At 38.8% G+C, this 22,221-nt stretch carries 16 protein-coding genes; 2 read left to right on the top strand and 14 right to left on the bottom strand.

Annotated features, from left to right (window positions below; all coding sequences use genetic code 11):
* Window positions 1–46: 46 nt before the first annotated feature.
* The 14 genes from ACRD69_RS17280 to ACRD69_RS17215 form a co-directional block, all read right to left on the bottom strand.
* Window positions 47–2,614 (bottom strand): zinc-dependent metalloprotease, encoded by a 2,568-nt coding sequence (locus ACRD69_RS17280; RefSeq protein ID WP_430816375.1) that lies wholly within the window; start codon window positions 2,612–2,614, stop codon window positions 47–49.
* Between the two features lie 452 nt (window positions 2,615–3,066).
* On the bottom strand, window positions 3,067–4,404 hold the full coding sequence (locus ACRD69_RS17275; protein WP_430816374.1) for a TlpA family protein disulfide reductase: 1,338 nt from the start codon (window positions 4,402–4,404) through the stop codon (window positions 3,067–3,069).
* 196 nt (window positions 4,405–4,600) lie between these two features.
* Window positions 4,601–5,941, bottom strand: coding sequence for a TlpA family protein disulfide reductase (locus ACRD69_RS17270; RefSeq protein ID WP_430816373.1), 1,341 nt, complete (start codon window positions 5,939–5,941; stop codon window positions 4,601–4,603).
* A gap of 33 nt (window positions 5,942–5,974) precedes the next feature.
* Window positions 5,975–7,321, bottom strand: coding sequence for a TlpA family protein disulfide reductase (locus ACRD69_RS17265; RefSeq protein WP_430816372.1), 1,347 nt, complete (start codon window positions 7,319–7,321; stop codon window positions 5,975–5,977).
* Window positions 7,322–7,325: 4 nt separating this feature from the next.
* Entirely contained in the window at window positions 7,326–8,663 is a 1,338-nt protein-coding gene (locus ACRD69_RS17260) for a TlpA family protein disulfide reductase (RefSeq protein WP_430816371.1), read from the bottom strand.
* Window positions 8,664–8,683: 20 nt separating this feature from the next.
* Window positions 8,684–10,192 carry a hypothetical protein gene (locus ACRD69_RS17255; protein WP_430816370.1) on the bottom strand — a complete coding sequence of 503 codons (1,509 nt, stop codon included), beginning with the start codon at window positions 10,190–10,192 and terminating at the stop codon, window positions 8,684–8,686.
* Between the two features lie 53 nt (window positions 10,193–10,245).
* Window positions 10,246–11,037: a DUF4843 domain-containing protein gene (locus tag ACRD69_RS17250; protein WP_430816369.1), complete on the bottom strand. Its 792-nt coding sequence runs from the start codon at window positions 11,035–11,037 to the stop codon at window positions 10,246–10,248.
* Between the two features lie 43 nt (window positions 11,038–11,080).
* Window positions 11,081–12,472, bottom strand: a complete 1,392-nt coding sequence (locus ACRD69_RS17245; RefSeq protein WP_430816368.1) for a RagB/SusD family nutrient uptake outer membrane protein — start codon at window positions 12,470–12,472, stop codon at window positions 11,081–11,083.
* Window positions 12,473–12,483: 11 nt separating this feature from the next.
* Window positions 12,484–15,723, bottom strand: coding sequence for a SusC/RagA family TonB-linked outer membrane protein (locus tag ACRD69_RS17240; RefSeq protein WP_430816367.1), 3,240 nt, complete (start codon window positions 15,721–15,723; stop codon window positions 12,484–12,486).
* A gap of 136 nt (window positions 15,724–15,859) precedes the next feature.
* The gene (locus ACRD69_RS17235) at window positions 15,860–17,047 is read right to left on the bottom strand and encodes a FecR family protein (RefSeq protein ID WP_430816366.1); all 1,188 of its coding nucleotides are present in this window, start codon (window positions 17,045–17,047) and stop codon (window positions 15,860–15,862) included.
* Between the two features lie 379 nt (window positions 17,048–17,426).
* Window positions 17,427–17,990 carry an RNA polymerase sigma factor gene (locus ACRD69_RS17230; protein WP_430816365.1) on the bottom strand — a complete coding sequence of 188 codons (564 nt, stop codon included), beginning with the start codon at window positions 17,988–17,990 and terminating at the stop codon, window positions 17,427–17,429.
* Window positions 17,991–18,407: 417 nt separating this feature from the next.
* Entirely contained in the window at window positions 18,408–19,145 is a 738-nt protein-coding gene (locus tag ACRD69_RS17225) for an LVIVD repeat-containing protein (protein WP_430816364.1), read from the bottom strand.
* A gap of 5 nt (window positions 19,146–19,150) precedes the next feature.
* On the bottom strand, window positions 19,151–19,654 hold the full coding sequence (locus ACRD69_RS17220) for a hypothetical protein (protein ID WP_430816363.1): 504 nt from the start codon (window positions 19,652–19,654) through the stop codon (window positions 19,151–19,153).
* 168 nt (window positions 19,655–19,822) lie between these two features.
* On the bottom strand, window positions 19,823–20,194 hold the full coding sequence (locus ACRD69_RS17215) for a winged helix-turn-helix transcriptional regulator (protein ID WP_430816362.1): 372 nt from the start codon (window positions 20,192–20,194) through the stop codon (window positions 19,823–19,825).
* A 114-nt stretch (window positions 20,195–20,308) separates the two neighbouring features.
* On the opposite strand from ACRD69_RS17215, the gene ACRD69_RS17210 reads away from it, so the two are divergent.
* Together ACRD69_RS17210 and ACRD69_RS17205 are read left to right on the top strand one after the other, a co-directional pair.
* Window positions 20,309–21,280 carry a haloalkane dehalogenase gene (locus ACRD69_RS17210; RefSeq protein ID WP_430816361.1) on the top strand — a complete coding sequence of 324 codons (972 nt, stop codon included), beginning with the start codon at window positions 20,309–20,311 and terminating at the stop codon, window positions 21,278–21,280.
* 38 nt (window positions 21,281–21,318) lie between these two features.
* Window positions 21,319–21,939 (top strand): short chain dehydrogenase, encoded by a 621-nt coding sequence (locus tag ACRD69_RS17205; RefSeq protein ID WP_430816360.1) that lies wholly within the window; start codon window positions 21,319–21,321, stop codon window positions 21,937–21,939.
* Window positions 21,940–22,221: the final 282 nt, after the last annotated feature.

Here is a 22,221-nt window from a genome sequence, read left to right as displayed (position 1 = left end):
AATATTTCTAATACCCCGGCCGGCCCATTGCCAGCCGGGGATCTATTTAGTTCACATAAGGTTCAATTGAATTGATCAGGTAAGTATAATGCTGTGTGGCTTTCGTGTCAAGACCTGGCTTTTTAACGGCCTTGGTCAGTAATTTATAAGCCTTGTTTAACTGTGCCATAAATACCACGCGCATTTCAATCTTATCAAAGGTATCGCCTACACTACCCAGTGCCATGGCGTATCGTTCCTCTTCCTTGAATAAGCCTGCTGAACAGGATGAGCACGAACAGGTTGATGTATTATTTACATCAGCGAACCATGCTGTTTCTTCATCAATGGACGCGAAAGACTTTTTGCCTGCTTTTTTACTACCACCATTGTTAAAATTACCATAGGATAATATGCTGCGCAGATAGAAATTCTGAAGCGTTCTGTCGGTCTGCGTTAATGTTTTATTATTGTTAAGGGTTGATTCCCAAACATAGCCAAAGATATCATCCATGTATTCTTCCATTGAATAGCCATCGTCATTATAGCGGTTGGCTACCCATACACGCTGACTCATATAAATGGTTTTATCGATAATTGCACGTTGCTGGTATTGCACTGGATCTTCAGCACCCGGCTTTTTCAGATTCAAAATATCCTTTGGCATCAGCCACGACTCCATTTCACGAACCTGCTTGTAAAGAAATGCCAGAGCCTCTTTTTGCTTTTCCTTACTAACTGTAATGGTCTCTGTTTTGTTATCGCCATAAACAGGATCATACAGGTTTAAACCACCAATGAGCGGGTATATATGCCCAATGTATGTATTGTATTGAGCGCAAAGAAAACGATAACGGTAGTGTACCGGTCTGTAATTTTCATTTTCAACGGCTGTCCACTCCAACAGGTTATCCATGATCACCTTAAGGTTCTCAATGCCATATTCAGACGATTTAACCAGGTCATTACCCAGGTCACCATCCTGAGCGGCCGGATCGGTAATAAGCCCTACCTGCTTCATTTCCTGCGGACCGTGAATGTAGAATGGATCATCATTCTTCTCAGTGATCCAGCCATTGATAATATGGTATTGCTCCTTCCATGTTGTTTTTTCAAGTATTGGCTGATAAGCCCACTTAATGGATTCAATATCATATTTACCCATTACCGGTGGTACCATATCAACACCCTCATCACCAGGCTGTGCCACGTAGTTATAGCGTGTATAATCCATGATTGAAGCTGTAATACCATTCTCAGCTGTATAAGATGCCGAGCGCAAAGAATCGGTAGGAATGGCATATGAGCCCCTGAAGTTATGCATCAACCCAAGTGTATGACCTATTTCATGGGCGGCGATATTTCGAATTAATTCACCTAATACTTCTTCGCTGTATTCTTTCTTACGTGCTTCGGGATCAACCGCTGCCGTCATGGCAAAACGCATATCTTTAGCCAGCTTTAAGATCATATGACTAAAATAAACCTGTGCTCCAAGCATCTCACCAGTACGTGGATCGGCCCAGCTGGCACCCATGGCATTTCCTACGATTGAGGGTATGTAAGTAAAGCAGTTTTTATTAACGTCTGAAGGACTAAAGTCAGGATCATTCTTTGGATAGTCTTTTACAACCATTACATCTTTAAAGCCTATGTTTTCAAAGGCCACATTCCAATCCAGAATACCCAGTTTGATATACTTTTTCCAACTTTCAGGAAAAGCATCATCCACATACCATACAATTTGTTTTTCAGGAGTGACCAGTTCACCTTTCTTATAGTTTGCCTGATCCTCTTCATTAACTGTTAATCTCCATTTATTAACATATGCATACTGTAAGGGTCCTTCCTGATCTGTATCGCTGTATAAGCCTTGCTTTGAATAAAAGTAATTCATCCTGCGGTCGTAAATACGTCTTTCCATAGGCTCTTCAGGCAATAACGTGATATTGCGTTGCATAAAGGCCGTGACAGGTTGCTTGTTCGCATTGGTGAATCCAAAGCGACATTCAACTGCAATATTGGACTCAAAAGATCTAAACTCAACGATCTTTGATAATTTAGCATTAGGCGACAGCGAACCGACCGGTTTTTGATTCCACAGTGCTTTCTTAGGCATACCCATTGGCGCAGCTGTTGAAAGCATAAATTTAGACACCTCTATCAAATATGAATTGTCTTTTTCGTTAGTGGCCGCAATCGGGAACACTTCAATCGTAGCATCTGAAAAGTTATTATTGAAGCCCTTAGCAATAGAATTTGACTCATCTGCAGTGAAATCCAACTGAATCTCATTCATAAAGATATTATCGTCTTCCTTTTGAAAACGGATTCGTCGAAGCAAAGTCATCTGACCAATTCGACCAACTTTATCATTACTGAGCTTATTGAGGTGTGATGTAAATAACAGATCCTTACCCAGTAAATCTTCTGTGATTTCAAAGTATAGCTTTGAATCTACTTTGTGCATTTGGATAAGACCTTCAGATGAACTCACTGCATCTTTAAGGGTCTTCTCGTAGCTACTTGTTTTTTCATCTTTTGACTTTTCATCCTTTTCTTCTGCGAGATTATTAGCATTAGCTGCCAACATTCCAACTGTAAGGAAGATCAATATTAATATCTTATTAACCATTTTCTTTGTATTATTTTAGTTGCCTTTCGTTTTCCTCTGCAATAATGAAACAGCTTCATCTGATTTTAGGGGTACACTGATTGTTTATTTTTTTTTATCAATTATTCTCTAATTGAAGTAAACCGTCATTTAAAGTCTTATTTCAAAAGACTTCATCACGTTTTTTTTTTAACACATTAATATCACCTTGTTATCTGCCACATACAGAAACAAAGCATTGGTAAGAACAGGAAAACGAAGACAGTTTAATTCAGTACACTTTATTTGCGATACTCTCTAAATAATATATATCAGTGAGCGTTTATATTACAATATTAATGATGCGTTTTTCAGCTCACTCAACTAACCCCATCGTATAAAAGCTCTTTGCTTTTTAATGAATAACTGTTCAAGAAAATAATCGTCGCTATTTTCATTCAGCCAGGAGCAGATGTCCTGGCTGGATTATCATTTTATATGCCCTCAAGCTTATTTAAATAACTTTTCAATACCTCAGGCTTATCCGCTCTTAGCATATGAGCATCATATATTCTTCCATTGGGATCTAAAAGAATAAAGCGCGGTTGTGCCAATACCTCAAAAAACGTATCAAAATCTTTGTTTCGACCAATGTACCACTGTTCACCGTGTATATTGATCTTCTCCAAATAATTTGTAAATTGACCAAACTTCATATCCGTATTCAAACCCAAAAATACAATGTTCTTATCCTTGTATTCCTCATTCAGCTTTTCCAGATATGGGAATTGTTCTATACACTTGCTACACCAGGTAGCCCATAGATCGATGTAAACATATTGACCGCTGAATTCGCTAAATCGTCTTGTATTTCCATTAACATCCGTTAGTTTAAATTCAGGCACCTCACTCCCTTTCGATATTTTTTTAAAAGCATTAAACTTCGTCTTGAATTTATCCAATAAGGCTTGATCATCTACATAATCATTAAATAATTTAAATAGTTCACCCCCTTTGTCGATTCCGTTGTACTGGATATAAGTTTCAATGGCTGCATACATAAAATGCTGCTTGATGAAAGTATCCTGTATATTGTCATTCAACCACTTTAGTTTTACCTTTGTACCTTCATACCATTCATATGATCGATAACCGGGCTCATCCTGTTCATATAATAGGTTTATTGCTCTATCCACAACTGATAAAACGTTTGTAAAGCGCATGCTTGCCACACTTTGTTCACGCACAAAACGCAAGATTTCAGCTATCTCGTTGTCAGACTTCACTTTCTTGTTCCTGATATATTTTAGTATCGCTCCATTCCATCTTTTATAGTCGTCGTTTTGTTTGATCAGGGAAGCAGCTTTCTTCAATTCAGTTTGAGAATCAACCAACTTGCCATAGGTATCTTTCGAACGCTTATACTCCAATAGAAATTCGGCGTAAGGCAATTGATAGCTTTCTGAGGCAATATCCCATTTAATGCGTTCATTTATAAAAGTATTCACCTTTGATTGATCACCTTCAAAAATAATATCACGACGATTCTCCAGGTTTATTTTAACAGAGCTACCAGGCTCTAAATAGATGTCCTGTTGGATACCTCCTACCTCAACCTTTGCAAAACAGGGCTCTTTGATCACATCCAGTTCTGCAACTGCGATACCTGTTGTGTCTTTATATAAATCAAAGCGTTGATTAAGTACATTAACATATATGCGGCTCTTATCTTCCCCAACATTAATTTCAACTGTTGTTATTTTTGGTGCATTATTGCAACTGTATAGTCCTATAAGTGCAATTAGCAGGACGAGTATATTTAATTTTTTCATGTGACTTTTTTTATTTTTTAATGGTTGTCTCCTGCCCGATGCAGGTAATAATAAGTAAACAAAGACTAGCTGTAAACCTCAGAATTCCATCCAATTCAGATGTGTAAGCTTATAGTAAAGTCCACGACAATAACAAGCTACTATACATTGCAGACTTTGCTATGAATATCTTTATCTATACAAACTCAGTCTTTGCTTAAATACCTTCCAGTTGATCCAAATAGCTTGTAATTTCATCCATTTGATCGGCTCTTGGCATATAAGGATCGTATATTTTACCTTCGCGGTCCAGCAGAATAAAACGCGGTTGACCAACGATGTTAAAGAACTCGTTAAACTCATCATTCTGTCCTACATACCATTGCTCTCCATGTACATTTTTCCTTTTGACGTAGTCAGACATTATGGCATGTGTTTTATCATTATTGAGACCAACAAACGCAATATTATTGCTCTTATATTTCTCCTTAAGATCCTCTAAATGTGGAAATTGCTCCACACACTTACCACACCATGTAGCCCATAAATCAATATAGATATATTTACCCTTAAACTCATTAAAATTTCTTGGTTCACAATTCACATCAAGGTATTTGAAGTCGGGGCAAACTCTTCCTTTTTGAATTTTATTTAACTCATCAAACACTGCATTAAACTTAACGAGATACACTTGTTTAGTAACTGTTTCACGATAATACTTATAAAATTCTTCCCCTTTATCAACGCCATTATAAGTCAGGTAGGTAGAGATAATACTGTGTGCAAAGTGTTGCTTTATGTCATTATCAGTAATGTTCTTATCCAGCCAATTAAGTTTACTTTCAGTGCCTTCATCCCATTTAAGGTCTTTTACCGATTTTGGCATACCATCCTGCTCTAACAGTAAAATTCCTCTGTTGATAGCATCCATTGATTGTCTATAGTTAAATGCTGCTGCATTTTGCTCTTGTAAAAACTGAAGAACAAAGGCCTTCTCCTCCTTCGACATAGCCTTTTTTCTACTTTTATACTTGATTATAGCTACACGCCATATCACATACCTACGCTCCTGTATCAAAACCGGTGCAGCGTCATTTAATTCCGGTTTTGAGGCAATTACATTTGCATAGCCTTTTATCGCCTTATCAAAAGCTTTCTTAAAATCAGCCAGGGAAGCATCATAATCCTCTGGATTGATACCCATTGGCACGCGCTCTAAAAGGAAGCTGTTCACTTCTGCCTGATCTCCTTCGTAACTAAATTCTCTCTTCTCAGAGATATTAACTATGATATGATCTCCAGGCTCAATATAGATGACCTTATCGCGAGAACCCAGGTGCACAGAAGCCAAACATGGTTCTGTGATAAGATCGAGACTTGCTATGGCTATGCCATTTGCATCTTTTTCCAGATCAATGCTTGTATTTAAAATCTGGATTTGTAACAGACCTTTATTTTCACCGGCACGAACCTCGATTAGGGTTTGCTTTGGTGCCATGTTACAGCTATAGATTCCAAAAACAGCCAGTAACAATACTACTATTTTTATGTTTTTCATTTTTCTAATGTTTGATTGTGTAATAACCAAGGACTACAATAGAGTCTTGAACAGGTCCTTTAGCTTTGGATCAGATGGACGTGGTGCATTTGAATCCACTATATTTCCATCGGCATCAATTAAGATAAAGCGTGGAATGGATTTGGAATCATAGGCTTGAGGAAAATCCCTGTTACCATCAAAATTCAATTGAACACCACCCATCTTTTGGCTTTCCAACATCTTTTTCCAGGCCTTCTTGTCTTTATCCAATGAGATGCTGACAAAGACAATATTTTCACCTTCCAACTCGTGCTCCAGGGCTTTGATATATGGTATCTCTGCACAGCAAGGGCCACACCAGGTTGCCCATAGGTCTATGTATACAGCTTTACCTTTAAAGTCATTTAAGCTTATCATATTACCATCCACATCCGGATAGTTGAAAACTGGTGAAGGCTGCCCCTTGCCCAATCGTGATTTTTCGTCAACCAATGCAGCAAACTTTTCTTTTAAGGCTTCATCGGTCACCTTTTCATTATAAAATTCAATAAGTTCCGCCCCATTGCTCACACTATAGTTTTGAATATAGTCGCTGGCAAAATAGTCGATCATGCCATTGATCAGTTTTTCATTGGTAAAATGCTCGGTCACATAATGAACGCTTTGAACTACATTATTATGCACATCAACTTCTTTCCCATTGGTGGCGAATATTTTAGAAGAAGCAATGGCCATGGTTTTGTATTCATCTAAGAAGCAAAACTTCTCATTGGACTGTAAATTACCAAGCATGTAATCCTCCATGTGAGAAGTATAGACCATTTCAGGATTCTTATACTTTAAGTATTTATTAAAAGCCAAAAAATTCCACAGTGCAGTAAAACGAATGCGCTGTGATTCTACCACTGTAAAGACCTTAGTGAAATTCATGGCTTCTAATTCGGCAGTGCGCTCAGCAATATAAGCATCTAATCCCTCTGTGAACTCCTGTTCTGTAAATTCATAATAATTTTTAAATCGATAATGAGGGCGGGCATTTAGATAAGTATTTATTTCAGCATTATCACCCTCAGCCATAAGCCTTGTGCTTGGCTCCTTTGATGTTGCTGCCTTGAAATTTGGTTTAACAGTCATTACATCACCCGGGGTAATAAATAATTCACGGGAACGATTCTTGATTTTAACCTGCACGTAATTAGGGTAAGCAACAGCGTGTAATGTTACAGAAAGCGCGCCTTGTTCATTTTCCTCAAACATGTATTCGTCACCCTGATATACAATGCAGGCCTGTTCTGTTCCACATTCACTGGGGTCTAAAGTAATGCTAACATCAGCCGCTCTGTGGCATGCACATAAAAGCGGCAATAGTAGTACAATTAAATATTTAACTGTCTTCATTGGATTAGTTTTTTAGCAGATTTTCTAGTAAAGTGCGCGTTTTAGGATCGGATGGTCTTGTGCACTTTGCATCAATTATCTCCCCGTTCTTACCGATCAATACAAAATGAGGAATACCCTTTACATTAAGAAATTGAGCAAACTCTTTGTCGCCTCCATCAATCAGGTGAATACCTTTTAAATTATCGCCCAGCACCTTCTTTTTCCATTTGTCCATATTCTCATCAGACGAAATGCTGACAAACACGATATCCTGTCCATGAAACTCCTTCTCCAGCTCCTGCACATAGGGGATTTCCTTCACACACGGCGTACACCAGGTGGCCCACATATCGATGTACACATATTTACCTTCGAAGTCAGACAATGACACTTTGTTACCATTGATGTCGTCATAGCTGAAACTATGGGATTTCATTCCAGGCTCCAGATGTTCCCAGCTGGCGTATAAGGCCTTCAACTTATCAATTTCCGTTGGGTTGGTCATCTTAGATAGGGCCTTATCAATAATTGGTTTCATTCCATTGATACCACAATACTTGACATGTCTATGGATAGAATTGTTGACCATAACGTCCTTTCCACCATCCTTTTCAACAAGACGAAAGCTTAAATTAACAATTTGCTCACACCAGTCCAGGACAGTATCACCCTCTTTCCATGTTCTGCCTGCCAGAAACTCCAAGGCTCCTTTGGCATATGATTGATAAGTTGAGTTCATTACTCCTTTCTGACTCAACATTTCTTCGATAAAGCGAATGCCTGGGGAATCGTCGCTCAATTCTTTTGCATTTGGCAGAGTCTTCAGCCAGTTTAAGAACTTGATAGCACCCAGGTAGGTAAAATACGTTTCCTGATTAGTGGTGAAAACGTCATCCAGATTCTGTTTTTCCAGCCCGGCTATATTTATTTCAAACGTTTCTTTTACTTTGGCAATTGCGACAGTTTCACTATCTGTTTTTAACAATTCTACCCTGACTACCTCCCGGGTATTTAAATAATTAGCGTATTCGGCATTATCACCAGTATGAGTGGCACCGTCTTTCGAAATATTTATGACCTGTGCACTGCCTTCATTGACATAGGCATAATTCATTGAACGTCCTTCCGGGTAACGCACTAAAAATGGTGTTTCCAATTGTGTAATGTCCAGTGTAAATTCATTGTTCTCATTAAACTCCACCTTGATCTTCTCTTGTCCTGCCATAATGAAAGGTATGCTCACACCCTCGCCATTCTTAACTATTTTAAAGGAAGTTGGCTGAGAACTACATGCAGCACCTACCATTACCATTAAGGCAAGGATGATGACTTTATTTATTTGGGTTTGTAAAACACTCATATTATGTCTTTTATTTAAGTTTATTTTGTTTTGTAGAATACATTCGTTGGCTTATAGGCAATGCCGTCATATTGTTCGACCAATTGCATACTTTGGATATCATAGACATACAAACAGCCTGACATTTCGCCCAAGGCAGGGTTATTAACTCCTAAATACATTAAAGAATAATCGTCACTGTATTCCAGGCAGGTGATTTCTAATCCGGCGTCCAAGTCAATAACTGAATCATCTGGCATCGGCAAAGGTTCCTCTGCATTTTCAGTGGCATACCACTGGTACACTTTATTGTCATTGAAGTAATAGACGCGGTTATATTTTAAGTTATACTTTAGATCAGTATTTTCATCAATACTTAACGCCTCTGTCTGCTCATAGGTATAATAACCATTAATTTTGGACATATAACTGTATTGCAGCATAATGACATATACCTGGCTGCTATTGGCACCTTTGCCACGGCCAACTACAAATAAGTTATCATAACTCCCACCTGTATCCTTGCATACCATGTTTACAATATCAATACCCGCGTTTCCAAACAGGGCTCCAGAATTATTATATCCGGTATAACCAGATTCGGCAAGGTAATAGACCACATCATTTTCAGTATCGGCAGCATACAGTCGACAGTAATATGCCGGTTCCTTTTCCTGGCCAAAGAATATATTGTATTCATGTCCATGCACAATGGAGTAGTTAACGCTACTTTCGAGACGCACTGTTTCGAAAACCTCATTAAAACTGCTCGAATAACCATAAACTCTTCCATCAGATGACAGTATATAATTGTCATTCCACTGTCGATCGCCTATTGCTCCGTCTCTTATGTGCTCACGGCCTACCATTTTAAGGGGTGAGAATCCAGCGAACATGTTCGCATAGGCCTGTTCGTCAATAACCGTTAGGGTGCGACTATCGAGCATCCATATTGTACCGTTATCCCTGGTAGTGATACTGATACGTTCATCGGTAAAATCCATGTCTACCGCCTCTGATAAGGTATAAGCTGAATTAATTCTTGAGAAAACACCGGTTTCAAAAGCAGATTCCAATCCTTCCTCTTCCTCTTCAGGTGTCAATGTTTTGAGAAAAGACAAATCAGATTTACCTTGCTCATTGGTACTTAACACAATAAGTCCTTCCTGATAGGGTGTTACAACATTAACGGTATAGTTCTGTATGATACCTCCATCATTGTTGGTAATCTTTAAACGGATATGATGCGTACCTAAACCGATGAACTGGTAATTCAGCACCGCTTCTTCACTAATGACCTCCAACACATCATTATCTAACAGAGCCCACTCAAAGGTAAGCACCTGATCACCGAAGGTCTGGCTTGCCTGGGGATCAATGGTAACATAATCACCTATTCCAATATTAAATTCTGTTTTATCAGCATTCATTTCGATTAACGGCACTTCCTTATCAGCGAAGGTGGTATCGTCTTTAAAACAACCTGATATGATCAGGTTGATTCCGAATACAAACACTAATTGTTTTCCTATATTTTTAATCGTTTTCATTGATGTCATAATTGAATGATTAATCATTGGTGCAAAACAAAACTGTGCACTCATTAATTATCCCATGTATCCGGATGAGGAACCTCAATACCTTCGGTAGGATTATCCTGGTAGTATTGATAAAGATCAAGGAATACATAGTTTACAAATACTTTTTTATAGAACTTATAAAAAGGTTCCCCTGGATATATGTAATCACCATCAATATTATCCTCATCGATGTAATAGCCATAATCGCGGATTATGTCTGCATAAATGGCTGGAACTTTGTTTTCCATGGCACGGAATAATTCAAAGAATTTACCGAGCAAAGCAGGTGAATAGGGTCCAAAAATCCGTTCGGTCCAGAAATCGGGTTGCCCCACCAAGCCATAGAACGAAACCTTTAAAGTATCACTCATCATTGGACGGAAATACTCGTTTTCTTCAAGAATCAAAACCAAATTATAAATGGTATCGATCTCCTCCTGTCCGGGTGGCACCATAAAGCTAAGAGGTAATAGTGATTGAACCTGTCCCTCGGACATTATTGCTTCCCCAATGGTATAATTCAAGCCTTCCACCGCGGTTGATAAATCCTGATCAATACGAAATTGAATAGAGCGTTTTACAGACTTGGGCGTACCCAGAATTTGCAGAGGCAATGGAAAATCAAGAACAGTGCCTCCTTCAGGGCCAAATGTCGCATAAAGGCTATCGGGCATTTCTTCATCTAATGTATCAAAGTACACACCATCTTTCTGATTCACATCATAAAACTGTAAATCCTGTTCACAAGCCATGAATAACAAAGCGCTTGCCATTAATAGCCCCACAAAGGGTTGAAATATTTTGTGTCGTATCATGTTTAAACAATTAATAGTTATTAGCTATAAACCAATTACTTATTTAACGATAGAATAACTCTTCAAATGGAATTGGTAAAGTATAAATAGCATCGCCATTCACTTCACCAATGGGACTATTTATTAATTGATCATCGCGCTTCATGCTGAACCAATTGAGCCCTTCACCTATAAATTCTTTGGCATATTCAGTTTTGATGTCCTCCAGGCTCACATTCTGAACGGGCTCCATGTCGGCAAATTTTGTTAAACCGCGCGCTTCCAGTAAAGTATCAAAGTAGATCCTGGCCTGTTCGGGCTTGCTTTCAACTAAAGCCTCAGCCGCAATGAGTAACATTTCAGGATAGCGTAACATACTCAAACCCAGGTTAGGATAAGCCGGTAAATCCAGCTCATCATTGGACAGGTTACGATTCACCATCTTTTTTAACTGCACTTGTGATTCTGCAGGCTGAAACCAGGCGTCATTACGCACATCTTCAGCGATATATTGATCTTTAATGCCAGACTGCACAAACAAGCTGTTTGCTCCAAGATAGGTGGCACTAATATTTCTTTTAGAATAGATACCCCAGATACTTTCTGTACCATTTATACGACCAGCTACCAGGTCTTCCATTTCAAGGGGTGTGCTGACCAAAGAGAACTTACCTGAATTGATAACCTTTTCAGCATATAACAAGGCCTTATCCATGTCACCTTTCATCCAATATACCCTTGCCAAAGTGGCCTGAGCAGCATATAAATTAAAATGTGTTTCCCGGGCATACTGAAAACCTTCGCCACTGATAACAGATGCATCACGTGGGAAATCCACAAATATTTCTGCATCGTACTGTAACAGTTGTTCAGCTTCCAGTAAATCGCCTATTACTTTTTCGTATACCTCTTCTACCGGGTAGAACGGAATTTGATTGAGTGTATAATTTTCGGCATATGGTATGCCCTGGTTTTTCAATTCAGAAGCGGAATTGATGTGCACAGCGAAAAGACGCAACAGATCAAAGTGTATAAATGCACGTACGCCCAGGGCCTCGCCACGAACCAGATCATAATTGACATCATTAAACTCTGCATCGGCATTGTCTAAGATACTATTAACCTGTCCCAGCAAGGTATATGCATCAGACCACACCTTTAGTAACTGGCTTTGCACTCCTGCATCGGTGGAATACTCATAGGACATGAATTTTTCATATTCACCCCCAAACTCATAATACTGAGCCAATACATCTGGTACCACCTGCAGAAAACTTCCATATAAGAAAGGCTCATCCAACTGTGAATAAATACCGTACATGGCATCTTCAAAGCCTTCTACATCCTGAAATAATTCTTCGGCTGCGATCTCTGACTTTGGTGTTATATCCAATATGTCCTCACATGATGTGAACACCAGTACCGACACTAATATGATATATATATTTAACTTCATAATAATCTGTATTAAAATGTTGGACTAAAGGTGAAATCAAAGCTTCGGGCAAACGGGTAAGTCGTTCCTCGCTCGAACTTAACCGTTGAAAAACGGGCGATATCATTTAAACCAAAACCGAGGCGTAATTTCTTAAAGCCTATTTTGCTTAGAGCACCAGGCTTAAAATCATAGGCCAGATTGATCCTGGAGATATAGAGTTCATTCTTTGTTTGTACATACCTCGACGTATGATATTTTACATTATTGAACTCAGGAATACCTCTAAAGGCAGTCACATCTCCTGGTTGTTTCCAGCGCTCACTATAGGCGCGTCTGTCAACATTTTGACGGGGATCCACATATTCAACCTTATTGGCCAAAGTCACATTGTATATCTCTCCGCCAAAAGTATAAGAAGTAGCCACCATCAAGGTGAAACCTTTTAATTTAAAATTAGAAGTCATGGCACCTCTTAACAAAGGGTTAGTGTCGCCATAGGCTACTTTGTCCTGAGGATCATAATTAAAGGTGTAATCCCCATTTCGTGTTATAAATATTTCTTTCCCGGTGGCCGGATCAATACCTGCTGACATTACTGTATAAATGGCCGAGCTTGATTCTCCTTCATTGTAAAGGACAGCTGGCGCATCATCTCCGGTTGAGCTGGCGTTGGCACTCTCGTTCTGGCTGCGAAGGGCATCACTTATTTTGGTAATGGTATTGCCATTGTAGCCCCCATTAAAGGTTAATCGCCAGTTAACATCTTTTTTCCTGATAAGAACAGCAGACAGGGAGTATTCATAGCCCCAGTTCTTCATTTCACCCAGGTTAGTTTTGGCATTACGAATACCATTGGATGGTGGCAGACTTAAGGCGATCAACATATCCTTGGTGTGCTGTTCGTAATAATTGAACTGCAGCTCCAGACGATTCTTAAACAAAGAAGCGTTCATACCCACGTTGTAATCGTAAGTCGTTTGCCACGTCAGATCAGGATTCCCAAGTGTAATAGGGAGTGAACCCAGACTATAATGATAACTGTAACGGTTATTGTATTCATAGGTCGTTAATGACATATAGGATGGGAAGTTGACGCTACCTGTTACCCCCATTGATACGCGAAAACGCAGGAGATTGACCCATGACACATTGAACCAGTTCTCGTTATGCACATTATAACCACCACCAACAGACCAGAATGGTGCATAGCGGTTGTTTTTTCCAAATTGAGAAGAGCCACTCACCCTATAATTCACATCTGCAAAGTAGCGGTTGCGGAAACTGTAGTTCAAATTACCAAACCAACCTATGGTCACATCCTTGCTATCCTCTCCAACAGGTTGTCCTCCCTCGGGATATTCAGAAGCGAAACCTATATCATTCAAACGATCTTTGGCAAATCCTACACCCACAACTCCAAATCCGCGATCTGAATTAGAATTATAATTGGCACCTCCACGTATTGATAGAATGGTACCCTTTGAGCCAAACCTGAAATTATAGTTACCAACGATCTGACCTCCTATGGTAGTTGATTCACCACCACTGATCGAATAGCGACCTCTTGGCTCCCCATAGGCCTGATCCAGAAAAACAACTGAGTTGGGTGATGTAAAACTATCGCTTCGGGAATCGCCTACAGTATAATTAATATTACCTGTTACGAAGAAGTTTTTATTAACTGTCCATCGTCCCGCCAGGGAGTTTTGTATATTCTTACTTTTTGATTTTCCAAAAGAACTGGTGTTCATGGCATCATACAAAGGATTGATCATCTCACCCTGCATTTCACCATTGTCATAAAAATAGATGTAGGGCTCATACTCCCCCTGCTCATTGGTAAAGGGCGTATAGGGATTCATCTGCACATAGTTTGAAAACCGGCCATAAGGCGACTCCTTACTATTGGTCTGCATAATGTTGGTTCGCCAGTTCAGACTTAACTTTTCGCTTAAGCGGTAATTGAAGTTAAAACCCAAACCGTAATTGTAACGGTAGTCACCTTTCATCACCCCGTATTGCTGATTAAAGTTACCATTAATACCGTAAAACATTTTTTCGCCACCACCTGTAACAGCAAGGGAATGAGTAAATGAATAGGAATTACGAATGGGCTGGGCCATCCAGTCATAATCACCACCTTTTCGAACAGTCTGCAGCTTATTCAGGTAAGTCTGATCGTATCGTCCATCCTCTGAATCATATAAACCCGCCAGACGCTCAAACTCAAGCTTCTCTTCAGCATTGGTAAAATCAAAGGAAGTTAAGTCGGCAAATTGCATTTTAGGCACAAAATTGTATCGCGCCCTTACCTCCTTGGCAGTTACCTTTTTGCGTTGAATAACAATGACTCCGTTGGCGGCGCGCTCACCATATAAAGCGGTTGCAGATGCATCTTTTAATATATCGGCCCGCTCAATGTCATTGATATCCATATCGTATAATTGCTGCATGCTGGCCTCTACCCCGTCAATCACAATTAATGGAGCATTTAAGCCTTGTTCTCCATCGGTAGCCAGTGAAGTGGTACCACGAATAACCAATTCAGGAATATGGTTTGGGTTAGAACCCATGGCCGGTTGCTCAACCATATACATACCAGGTGTTAAGGTCGTTAAAGCATCAAACACATTCGTATTGGACACTTCCAGCAGATCCTCACTCTTTATACTTGTTACAGAACCTGTGTTACTGCTTTTGCTTTGCTCAAAAAAACCATTGACCACCACCTCGTCCAGGCCCTCGTTCTTCATTTCAAGGTAGATGGTCACCTTTTTCGAAAATTCAGTAATATCTACTTCTTTGGTGTTATAACCGATAAAGGAAAAAACAATTTTTGTGGCCGAACCTGATACCGGTATTTCAAAATTACCATCAAAATCACTGATCCCACCGCCAAAGGTCCCTTTAGCATATATATTAACTCCCGGTATTACCTCATTTGTTAAGGCATCCAGAACAGTTCCTTTAATTGTCACCTTACCAGGTTCTTGCTTTTCTTCCTGTGAAATGATAACATAGTTATCTTCAAACTTAAAAGCTAAAGACTGATTACTTAAGGCCATATCGAGAACCGCCTGCACTGTCTTATTCTCTACATTTAAAGTAACAGGCTTTGTATCGCTTAACAGATCATCATTATATACAAAGTACACACCTGTTTGCTCCTTTATAGATTGAAAGATGTTTTTAAGCAATTCATTTTCGACGCTTAATGTTACTTTCTTTTCCCACGCATTCTGGGCAGAGACATGACAAACTAAAAACAAACTGCATAATATAATTGCAATCGCTTTTTGTTTGTATGAATTTGACCTTGAGGAAAAATTTAACAATTTTCTCAACTTCATAATTTATACAATAGATTTTATTTCAATGAAAAATAGCTTGAACTATCTTATTAATTCAATCGCGTTTGACCGTAATTTCAGAACCTGAAACTTCAAAATAAACACCGCAGGTTCGCTCTATTCTGCTTAATATTACCTCGATATCATCCTTACTTTCAACAGCTCCGGTAAAACGAAGTTCTTTAAGTACCACATAATCATAGTTAACAGACACATCGTACCATCGTGACAATTTTCTAAGGATGTAATCCAGCCTTTGATTATCGAATTCAAACATCCCTTTGGTCCAGCTAACATAGTATTCAGGATCAACCTTTTGACTGACAATATGTTTATCAGCATCATAAATAAGTGACTGATCACCAGGCGCCATCACTATAGCATCCTTATTATTAGTGACTTTCACAACTCCCCCCACCAGTGTAACAGCACTAAAGTCATCATCATAATAATCAGATATATTAAACTCTGTTCCCAACACTTCCACTACACCTTTGGATGTATAAACCTTAAACGGACTCGCCTCATTTTTGGCTACTTCAAAATAACCCTCTCCGTACAAATGAACTTCGCGTGATTCTTTGCCGAATTGCACCGGAAATTTCAATGAACTCTTTGAATTTAACCAAACCTGCGTTCCATCGGCTAAAACAATACTATAGCGACTGCCCACCGGTACCTTAAGTGTATTGTAAATCAATTCTTCTGCACTGCTTTCGGTATTGTTATAGGCCAATACATCACCTTTTCGGTTTTCAATTTTAACACCGTTGCGTTCTGTAATGGTATCTTGCTGCAACTCATTAATATCAACCTGGGTACCATCGGCTAAAGTCAACAGAACTGTTTCTTTCTGATCTTCAAGGACTTCAACTTTTGAAGTTAGCTCAGATTGACCTGCTTCATTTTTATTCAATAAAACGATCGCCGTGGTTACCAATATAGGTAAAGCAATTGCCGCGGCGTATTTGACGAATTGAAGCGGGTAAAAGCGACGAATCCTGGTCTTTAATTTAGGCTCAATATGTTCCCATTGAGATTGTGCATCATATTGACCGTACCTGTCGAATGACTTTTGAATGTTATCTTCATCAACGATCTCATCATACAGTTTCTGATTTGCTTCAGGCCCGGCAAGCCACTCAGAGAATTCATCAACTTCTTTCTCCGTAGCTTTTCCCGATTGATTTCTACCAATCAGTTTGCCAATTTTTAACGCTTCTATTATCTCAATATTTCTCATCTCTGTTAATAAAACAGCCTTAAAACATTTTTAGGGGACACCTAATTTTAAATTATTTTGCCTTTTTATGATGACACCCTTATTTACCTCCTCATAATCAGCCTTTATTAATTTGAATAATAAGGAGACCTTTCTCTATATTATTCAAAAAACATGTTCTGTCAGGTTATCTGTTTTTTCATAGATGCTTAGTGCTTTTATACGTAGTAATTAATTACAGGTTCTTAGTAATTACTTCATATAAAAATGCGGTAATCTCTATTTTTCAAATGTGGTTTACCACAATAAACTCACACTAACAATATGATTATACAGACATTACATTATTATTAACAGTTAGGTTGTGTTGATTCCCAAGCCCCGCTTCTTGATCAGTCAACTATATATTTAAGAAACTTACGATCATGCGAATATCTTTCAATCTTGAGCGTAGGATTTTATATGCTCTCTTTTTATGCGTTTTAACGGTTTCAGCTCCTATTTCCAGCTGACTTGCTATTTCATCATTTTTTAAACCCTGAAGACTTAGATAGAGCACCTGTTTTGCTTTATTTCCGAGTTTTTCAATCTCCTCATAAAGCTCGGTATGAACTTCTTCTTTGATAATTTTATCGAGGAAAAACTCATGCGAATTCACCTCTTTTAACTTCGTATCAACATGCTTTAGTTTAACCAGCCGATGTTTTATATGATTGATACTCTGATTTCTTATTGTGCTGTATAAGAAACCTTTGATCATTTCAACCGAAGAGAATTGGTCATATCTCTCCCAATACTTAATAAAAGCTTCCTGAACTATGTCATCCAATATGTCAGAACTAAGCTCAAAATTATCGGCAAACGAGCGAAATTGCGCATAGTATTTTAAGTAAAATACCTTAAAAGCTTTTTTATTCCCTTTTTGTATTTCCCCAATGATATGTGATTCATTGTATTGACTCATCAATAAAATCAGATTACTTCCCTTATTACATCCAATGCTTAACTTATAAGCCGCAAATTAGACAAAATATCAATTAAAAAGAATTTATAATTGACTTTTGATCTTTATAATAAACCACAAAACTCTGATTTTATTACATTTACATTTTAATATTTTAAATCTAATACATCCTCTGATATTACATCGCAACAAGGAATAATTACAAATAAGCTGCCTGATGCCCAACTCCTCTTCCTTCAAACCATGAAACAAAGGCACTTTTACTTAGCCTTCAAAAAACGTAGCTATCCACAGTTCGCACTATCAATTACACACTTATTTAAGCTCTTTTTCAGACATCCTTTTACATAAGTATACTACTTGCACTTACTATGTAAAACGACCATCGCTTAGCCAGCCTGTTCGATTCATATTATATTACAGGGCAATAGTGCTTAATGTCGAATAGCTCAAGCCCGTTTGGGTGTTTTCCAATTCAAGTTGATACAAGCCATCATCGCCAATGGCGATTAAGGTATTACCCCTGATAATTACATCAAAAGCCTCTATATTGATCGAGTTAATCAATTTAGATTCATTAGGATCGCTTATATCAAATATTTTGACCTCATCATCACAAACGATCAGGTAATTGCCATAAAGCCCAAGACCTTTGGGTGAGATAAGGTTTCTTGAACTGACTAGAACAGGTTCTGTTATTTTACTGATATCATATATTTCGAGCAGATTAATATTATTACCACACATGGTGTTACTGTGCAGGGTAACAAAAGCATGTGTATCATTGGCAATTACAGGGTCACATGCTGTAAAATGCTGAACGCCCGATAGCATCTCAGGAAATTCGGGGTTCGACAGGCTGTATATAAACATGCCATTGCGCGAACCGATGTATAAGTAATCCTTAAAACTGAACAGTGTTTCGATATTGAATCCTACCGGTACTTTATTGACCAACACCGGTTCTTCAACTTTAGATACGCTAAATACATTTAGATCAAACTCATCAACAACATATAAATACTCCCCTTTCAGGGTGAAGGTCGCCAAAGAACCTCCCTGACCATCAGTATTTGAGCTATCGGGATTACTGCTATCTTCTGAACATGAAAGAACTGTTAAGGCAATACATATCGTTATAATTACTTGCTTCATCATGACTACTTTTTAGGAATCCATTTAACAACAACACCAGCTTCCGGAATATCATACGCCACAAATCCATCAGGGGATCTTAACTCCGGGAATGTGTTTTCAATGCGCTTTGTAATCTTGATCGCTTCACTAGCCAGATCAAACTGAATGGCTACCAGATCGGTTGCCTGGTTGATATACATGACATTATTGCGAATGGCCAGATCACTTGCTCCGGGCACCTGAAGAAAAAACATCTTTTCAGGATGTTTAGGGTCTGAATTATCAAATATGTGAAAACCTTCACGTTCTTCACCAACAAACAACAGGTCTCCGATGACATAGATCTTACCGGAATTAGAGATACCCTGCGGCGTTCTTAACTGAATGAACTGGTCAAGCTCTGATTTGAATAAATAAACCGGCTCATAATCACTGCCGTTTTTATAATCCTCTTCTTCAAAGCAAAACAAACAGCAGCCCTGAAAGACAATACAACTTAACAGAAAAAATACGCAATGTTTCAACATAGTTAGCCACTATTTTTATAACAACTTAATATAAAACAAACTACAATCACACTACTAAAATGAATATTAATTATATATTAAACAACCACTTTAGTAATTCTTTTCTTGTTCATCTGTTTATTGAAACCCGGAAATAGTATAAACTTAAACCTGTTCTTGGTTGATTAACTATCCCCTTTCTTTCCGCATGCTTGCCTTAATGGATTCACGATGCTGTTCCCCCCAGTAATACAACGCTTTTATTACGGGGGTAACAGATTTACCATATTCTGTGATTTGATACCTGACTGTTACAGGTCGTGTTTCCGACACCTGGCGAGTGACCATCAAGTTGATCTCCAATTCCTTTAATTCTTTCGACAACATCTTAGGAGTAATACCCTTAACATTATCCTGGAGTTGCTTGAAACCACACTCCTCATAATAAATCAACACACTGATTATTTGAATTTTCCATTTACCTTTCAGCACATCCAATGCATCTTGTACAGGTAATAATTTCTCCAGGCATTCCTTTGGTGTCTTGTTCTCTTTCTGCATAGCCAGTCTTTTCAAGAGGTATACTTTTGTATAGCGCTATATTTTGTATATCTGCTTTCAAAAGTAAATGACCCTCTTTAGATTTGCAAGCATATCAGACAAAAATTAAATGCAATGAAGACAATAACAAAATTAACAACTCCCGAATCTGCTTTTACTAAGCTTAAAGATTATCCATTTTCTGCAAATTATATGGATCTGGATGGTTTGCGCATGCATTACCTGGATGAAGGACAGGGCAACAGAAAAACCATTTTCCTGCTTCACGGGCAGCCATCGTGGAGCTACCTCTATCGTCATATGATTCCTCTTTTAGTTAAAGCGGATTACAGGGTCATAGCTCCCGACCTGATAGGCTTCGGAAAATCAGATAAACCGGTCGATCCTATGGAACATACCTTCACGGCCCATGTCGGTTGGATGGAACAATTTATTAACAAACTGGGCATCAAACATGCTGCAGCTTTTATGCAGGACTGGGGTGGCATGATAGGCATGCGTGTACTGGCTCGTCAGCCAGAGTGGTTAGACCGTTTGGTTGTGGCCAACACCGCACTGGCCGAAGCAAAAGGAATGGAAAGACTGGTTTTACCCAATGTTCTTAAATTACTGGCTGCCATCAGTGGTAAGCCTTCTGTGGAGAAATTTGAAAAGAAGCAAAACTATGGTAATTGGGCCGGATATTTTAAACATGCCCACAAGCTGGACATTGGCAAAATGATGCAAGTACTTACCACAAAAGAGTTATCACCTGATGAAATGGCTGCTTATAATGCTCCGTTTCCAGACAAAGAGTATTATGCCGGTCCTCGTCGCATGCCACAGATCGTTGCATCTGATCTGTCAGAGGTATTGAAAGATTGGAAAAGCCTGAAGAAATGGGATAAACCCGTGCTGACTTTATTCAGTGATAAAGACCCCTTTCTTGCTGGTCAAGGATATGATACTCTTCTGCAAACCAATTTCACAGGTGCGCAAAACCAACCTCACATTACAGTGACTGATGCTTCACATTTTCTGCAGGAAGACCAATCTGTCATGTTAGCAGGCAAGGTCATTGACTGGTTAGATCAGACCAATTTTTAATTATACAACTTTTTGAAAACCATTTATAAATTAAAATCATGAAAATATTAGTAGTAGGAGGAACCGGAATCATAGGTCGTGAAATTGTTGACTTGTTAAGTAAAGATCACGAAGTAATTGCAATAGGTCGAAATGGTGGAGACTACCAGGTCAATATTGAGGATATGAGCTCCATTGATAAAATGTTTGAGGATCTTAAAGATGTCGATGGTATCATATCTGCCGCCGGAGACGCGAATCTGGTACCACTTGCCCAACTCACGGAAAAAGACCTGGATCTGGCCATTAATAGCAAACTGAAAGGACAGATCAACTTAATAAGAGCGGCTTTGAATCACGTGAAAGAAAATGGCTTTATCACCGTAACAACCGGCATGGCTGTTTTCTCACCCTTCCCCGGTTCCTCAGCTATCACCATGGCGTGTGCCGGTTTGGAAGGCTTTGTTAAGGTTGTTGAGTTAGAGAAAGAGAGAAACATTCGGATCAATGTGGTACGTCCCGCCCTGGTAACAGAATCTGCTGAATTGTTTGGTTTAAGCATGCCCAATACTGTTTCTGCCTCAGATACCGCTAAAGTTTACAAGATAGTGACTGAATCGGAAGCTTCTGGTCAGATGATATTTGTTCCGGAATGTTTAAACAGTATCGAAGAGAAGTAGCAGTTTATTTCTCTGGTTGACATGCCTGACATTTCAAAATAAAGAGGATGTCCAAAATGTAGGATATTGCTCGCAAAGAACGCAAACAAAGAAAAACGCAGAGCACGCAAGGTGTTGAAAAATAACATCATATACTTTGTTGTCTTGGCGTAATTCTTAGCGGCCTTAGCGTGAACCTATAAATTTGGACACCCTCTTCGTGTATTCGCATTTATTCTTAATAAATGATGATCTATTATTCTCAAGGAGATTGCTTGAGAAATATTTGGGTTGATTTTCTGA

Origin of the sequence: Carboxylicivirga agarovorans (assembly GCF_050589845.1) — a bacterium.
GTDB classification, from domain to species: Bacteria; Bacteroidota; Bacteroidia; order Bacteroidales; family Marinilabiliaceae; genus Carboxylicivirga; species Carboxylicivirga agarovorans.
This window is presented reverse-complemented; position numbering and strand designations above follow the sequence as displayed.

Coding starts and splice junctions, on each gene's coding strand:
- ACRD69_RS17280 (WP_430816375.1), bottom strand. CDS start 2,614: ATGGTTAATAAGATATTAATATTGATCTTCCTTACAGTTGGAATGTTG.
- ACRD69_RS17275 (WP_430816374.1), bottom strand. CDS start 4,404: ATGAAAAAATTAAATATACTCGTCCTGCTAATTGCACTTATAGGACTA.
- ACRD69_RS17270 (WP_430816373.1), bottom strand. CDS start 5,941: ATGAAAAACATAAAAATAGTAGTATTGTTACTGGCTGTTTTTGGAATC.
- ACRD69_RS17265 (WP_430816372.1), bottom strand. CDS start 7,321: ATGAAGACAGTTAAATATTTAATTGTACTACTATTGCCGCTTTTATGT.
- ACRD69_RS17260 (WP_430816371.1), bottom strand. CDS start 8,663: ATGAGTGTTTTACAAACCCAAATAAATAAAGTCATCATCCTTGCCTTA.
- ACRD69_RS17255 (WP_430816370.1), bottom strand. CDS start 10,192: ATGAAAACGATTAAAAATATAGGAAAACAATTAGTGTTTGTATTCGGA.
- ACRD69_RS17250 (WP_430816369.1), bottom strand. CDS start 11,037: ATGATACGACACAAAATATTTCAACCCTTTGTGGGGCTATTAATGGCA.
- ACRD69_RS17245 (WP_430816368.1), bottom strand. CDS start 12,472: ATGAAGTTAAATATATATATCATATTAGTGTCGGTACTGGTGTTCACA.
- ACRD69_RS17235 (WP_430816366.1), bottom strand. CDS start 17,047: ATGAGAAATATTGAGATAATAGAAGCGTTAAAAATTGGCAAACTGATT.
- ACRD69_RS17230 (WP_430816365.1), bottom strand. CDS start 17,990: ATGAGTCAATACAATGAATCACATATCATTGGGGAAATACAAAAAGGG.
- ACRD69_RS17225 (WP_430816364.1), bottom strand. CDS start 19,145: ATGAAGCAAGTAATTATAACGATATGTATTGCCTTAACAGTTCTTTCA.
- ACRD69_RS17220 (WP_430816363.1), bottom strand. CDS start 19,654: ATGTTGAAACATTGCGTATTTTTTCTGTTAAGTTGTATTGTCTTTCAG.
- ACRD69_RS17215 (WP_430816362.1), bottom strand. CDS start 20,194: ATGCAGAAAGAGAACAAGACACCAAAGGAATGCCTGGAGAAATTATTA.
- ACRD69_RS17210 (WP_430816361.1), top strand. CDS start 20,309: ATGAAGACAATAACAAAATTAACAACTCCCGAATCTGCTTTTACTAAG.
- ACRD69_RS17205 (WP_430816360.1), top strand. CDS start 21,319: ATGAAAATATTAGTAGTAGGAGGAACCGGAATCATAGGTCGTGAAATT.